2 protein-coding genes and 2 pseudogenes are annotated in these 4,304 nt (G+C 59.4%); all 4 read right to left on the bottom strand.

From position 1 onward, the window contains the following. Window positions 1-1,267, bottom strand: a 1,267-nt coding sequence (locus HGO38_RS30925; protein WP_250959623.1) for a methyl-accepting chemotaxis protein, incomplete at its 3' end; no start/stop codon positions are given. 200 nt (window positions 1,268-1,467) lie between these two features. Further along, window positions 1,468-2,766 (bottom strand): annotated as a pseudogene (locus HGO38_RS30920) (methyl-accepting chemotaxis protein); the annotation flags it as partial. Between the two features lie 228 nt (window positions 2,767-2,994). Further along, window positions 2,995-3,048, bottom strand: a pseudogene (locus tag HGO38_RS31305) (hypothetical protein); the annotation flags it as partial. A 554-nt stretch (window positions 3,049-3,602) separates the two neighbouring features. Continuing rightward, a partial coding sequence (locus HGO38_RS30915; RefSeq protein ID WP_250959621.1) for a methyl-accepting chemotaxis protein occupies window positions 3,603-4,304 on the bottom strand: 702 nt, incomplete at its 5' end.

Below are 4,304 nucleotides of genomic sequence, written 5' to 3'. Positions count from 1 at the left end.
CGACGGCAAAGCCCTTGCCGTGTTCGCCGGCGCGGGCGGCTTCCACCGCGGCATTGAGGGCGAGCAGGTCGGTCTGGCGGGCGATTTCCTGGACGATCGAGATCTTCTCGGCGATCGTGCGCATGGCAACCACGGCGCGGCTAACCGCGTCGCCGCTGGCTTCGGCATCCTTCGACGACTGGCGGGCGATCTTCTCGGTCTGGGCGGCGTTGTCGGCATTCTGCTTGATGTTGGCGGCCATCTGTTCCATTGAGGCAGAGGCTTCTTCGGCCGAGGAGGCCTGTTCGGTGGCGCCCTGCGACAGCTGCTCGGAGCTTGCCGACAGTTCCTGGCTGCCCGACGACACGTTGTCGGCAGCGGCCAGCGCATCGCCGACCACGCCGCGCAAGCGTTCGACCATGCTTTCCAAGGCGATGCCCAAAGTATCCTTATCGGACAGCGGCTTGGGCGACACAGTCAGATCACCGTTGGAAATCTGATTGGCGATATTGGCGGTATTGCGGAGGTTGCCGGTCATAACATTAACGGTATCGACCAGATCCTTGATCTCGTCATTGCTCCGAATCTTGATATCCTGATCAAGGTCACCGATAGCGACAGCAGAGACGACAGCGCGGATCATGCTCAGGCCTTTGCTAATTCCCAGAGCGATCCAGAGCGCCGATGCGATGGCAACCACAAGAGCACCGATTGCCACAGCGATCAACATGTAGCTCGTGGTTTGGTACTGCTCGGCTGTATTCGTTGTCGCTGTCCGCATGCCGTTTTGCTGGATTTCTAGAAGCGCGTTCATCGCGGCCCCTATATCGGAAACGACCTTGCGTGCCTCGCCAGAGGACAGCGCCTGCGCAGCTTCACTATTGCCGGATTCTTTCAACGCACCAACCTGATCGTCAAGGCGATTGAAATCGACAACAAGGGTTTGAGCCTTTTGCCAGTAAGGTCTTCCCTGTTCGGAAGCGATTGCCAGACCCTTTGCCAGCCAATCCTCCATCCGTTTAATGGAGGCGTCGCCCTCGGCAGAAAAGTCCTTCACTTGCTGCACACTGGTCGCAAGGATCATGTTCTTTTGCGCGCGTACAGCGGTCAGCATCTCAATATTCGATTGAAGCGCATATTCCAGGCGCTTGGCTGGGCCGCTCACCATGTCATTCACAGTGTCGTTGAGCGAACCGAGGCTGAGCACGCCGTATCCGGCGATTCCCCCCAGAAGAATGATGATAAGGCCGAAGGCCAAGGCCAGTTTCAGTTTGATCGTAAATCGCATATCAGTCCCCTGTAGCTGCTGAATATCCTAGGAGCATCGTCGGTTTTTTGACGAGGCTCCGTCTCTCCGGGCGCAACTTTGCAGGGGGGCGATCCATTCACGCCTGCAGCTTCTCTCCGGTAATCGATGGCCCGAAATGCTCATAATCCGGGTCGGCACGCCGGCACATGGCCGACGTATATCTTCTGAGCCGGCTGCGCTTACGAGCTTTCCCGGAAGTTGATGTCATCGTGGTCAGGCCCACCCATGCTCATGTCCAGCGCAAACCCGCGGGCTCGCGCCTGCTGCGCGGCAACGCCGTTCTGCGAGGCGGCTGGGCGCTGCGCACCGGCCTGTGCGGCCTTGCGCACGTTCGTCCTGGCCGGCGTCGCTGCGGACCTGGCTTTTCCCTTGTTCTCGGGCAGATCCACCTTGAAGAATGCCATCGAGCTTTGCAGTTCCTCGGCCTGGGCGGCGAGTTCCTCAGATGTCGCCGACATCTCTTCCGAGGCGCCGGCATTCAGTTGGGTCACCTTGTCGAGCTGCTGGATCGCCTCGTTGATCTGCGAAGCGCCGATATCCTGCTCGCGGCATGCGGCGGAGATTTCGGCAACCAGTTCGGCGGTCTTGCGGATATCCGGCACCAGCTTGTTCAGCATATCGCCGGCCTGGGTGGCGACGGCAACAGTCTCACCCGACAGCGTGCTGATTTCAGCCGCAGCAGCCTGGCTGCGCTCCGCGAGCTTGCGGACTTCCGACGCTACGACGGCAAAGCCCTTGCCGTGTTCACCAGCGCGAGCAGCTTCCACTGCGGCGTTCAGTGCCAGCAGGTCGGTCTGGCGGGCGATTTCCTGCACGATGGAAATCTTCGCGGCGATGGTGCGCATGGCACCAACGGCACGGTTGACCGCATCGCCCGAGGCTTCCGCATCCTTGGAAGACTGACGGGCAATCTTTTCGGTCTGGGCAGCGTTATCGGCGTTTTGTTTGATGTTGGCGGCCATTTCTTCCATCGAGGCCGATGCCTCTTCGGCAGCAGCGGCCTGCTCGGTCGCACCTTGTGAAAGCTGCTCGGAACCCGACGACAGTTCCTGGCTGCCACTGGTGACCTGATCGGCGGCACCGCTGATATTGACAGCGAACAGCGACAGATTATCGACCAGTGCGTTGACCGCATCCTTCATTTTCTGGTGGTCGCCTTCGCAGGCGATTTCCACACGCTCGGTCAGATCGCCAGTGGAAACCAGGTTGAGGACGCGGTTTCCTTCACCGATCGGCAGCAGGATAGCGTCCAACATGCCATTGATGCCGGATACGAGTGCGGCAAAGTCGCCGACAAAGCGCCCTGCTTCGCCCCGCTCGCTGAGCTTGCCGGCGGTGGAGGCGACGATAAGACGCTGGATTTCAGTGATGATGGCCCGGAGATTGCCGCGCAGGACTTCGATCGTGTCGTTGATGAAAGCCTTCTTGCCAGGGAAATTTTCCAGCGTGGCATTGAAGTTGCCTTCGCCGAACTCCTTGATACAGGCCATCGCCTTTTTCTTCACCGCAATATGGCCGCTGACCATGTCGTTGATTCCCGCCGCCATGGTGGCGAAGTCGCCCTTGAACTTGTCGGCCTGCAGGAAGACGTCAATGTCACCCTTGTCGTGCTCAATCGACATTCTGTTCATATCGGCAATCAATCCCTTCAGATTGCCTCTCAGGGTTTCGATCGTATCGTTGATAAAGGCCTTCTTGCCCGGAAATGGATCCAAATGCGCTTCGAAATTGCCTTCACCGAACTCCTTGATACAGGCCATCGCCTTCTTCTTGACCGCGATGTGGCTACCAACCAGCCCGTTGATGTCTTGCGCCATCGCCGCCAGGTCGCCCTTGAAGGCGTCAACCGGCACAATGACTTCGATATCGCCCTTGTCATGCTCGGATGCCATGTGCTGCACCGCTGTACGCAAATTGCCAACGGGCTGTGTGGCAGCATCCAGCAAGGCATTCACCGCTGCTAGCAACTCACGAGCCTCACCGGTGGCGGTATCTTCTTTTGCGCGGCGGGAGATGTCGCCATCCGACAGGGACTTCGTCAGGCTTTGTATTTCAGCGAGCGCCCACCGCGTTTTTGACGTCTTTTTCATTTGCACATAGATCGACATAGCAGGATATCTTTCATGTTGGTTGTTCAAGTTCAGTAACAGATGGTTCTATTTCGGTGCGAAGCAGACTATTTTCCTGCAATGCGGGTATATCCTACGCAGTCTCCAAGCACACCGACAGCACTGTACCAATACCTTGGGGGCGGATCACCATCTTGGACCGGCACCAGCGGCGATGCCGGTCCAATTCTCAAACCTTCCGGCCCTTACGCGCTTTCGCGGAAATTGCTGTCTTCCTCGTCGGGGCCGCCCATTGCCATATCCAGCGCAAAGCCTTTGACCCGCGCCTGCTGAGATGAAACCGACATTGATGCTGAGGATTTGCCAGGCTTCTGGGCGGGCTTCATATGAGCTGCCGGATTGCTTTGTTGGCGCACCGGCTTTCGGCGGGCATCGCCAGCCCGGTCGACCCTGAAGAAGGAGATCGACGTCTGCAGTTCCTCGGCCTGCGCGGCCAGTTCCTCAGATGTCGCCGACATTTCTTCCGAGGCACCGGCATTCTGCTGGGTCACCTTGTCGAGCTGCTGGATCGCCTCGTTGATCTGCGAAGCGCCGATATCCTGCTCGCGGCAGGCAGCCGAGATTTCGGAGACCAGTTCGGCGGTCTTGCGGATATCGGGCACCAGGCGGTTCAGCATTTCGCCGGCTTCGGTGGCCACCGTGACGGTGGTTCCCGACAGGGCGGAGATTTCGGAGGCTGCCGCCTGGCTGCGTTCGGCAAGCTTGCGCACTTCCGAGGCGACGACGGCAAAGCCCTTGCCGTGTTCGCCGGCGCGGGCGGCTTCCACCGCGGCATTGAGGGCGAGCAGGTCGGTCTGGCGGGCGATTTCCTGGACGATCGAGATCTTCTCGGCGATCGTGCGCATGGCGCCGACGGCGCGGCTGACGGCCTCGCCGCTCGCTTCGGC

Source organism: Rhizobium sp. CG5, assembly GCF_023701945.1.
Lineage (GTDB): Bacteria > Pseudomonadota > Alphaproteobacteria > Rhizobiales > Rhizobiaceae > Allorhizobium.
This window is presented reverse-complemented; position numbering and strand designations above follow the sequence as displayed.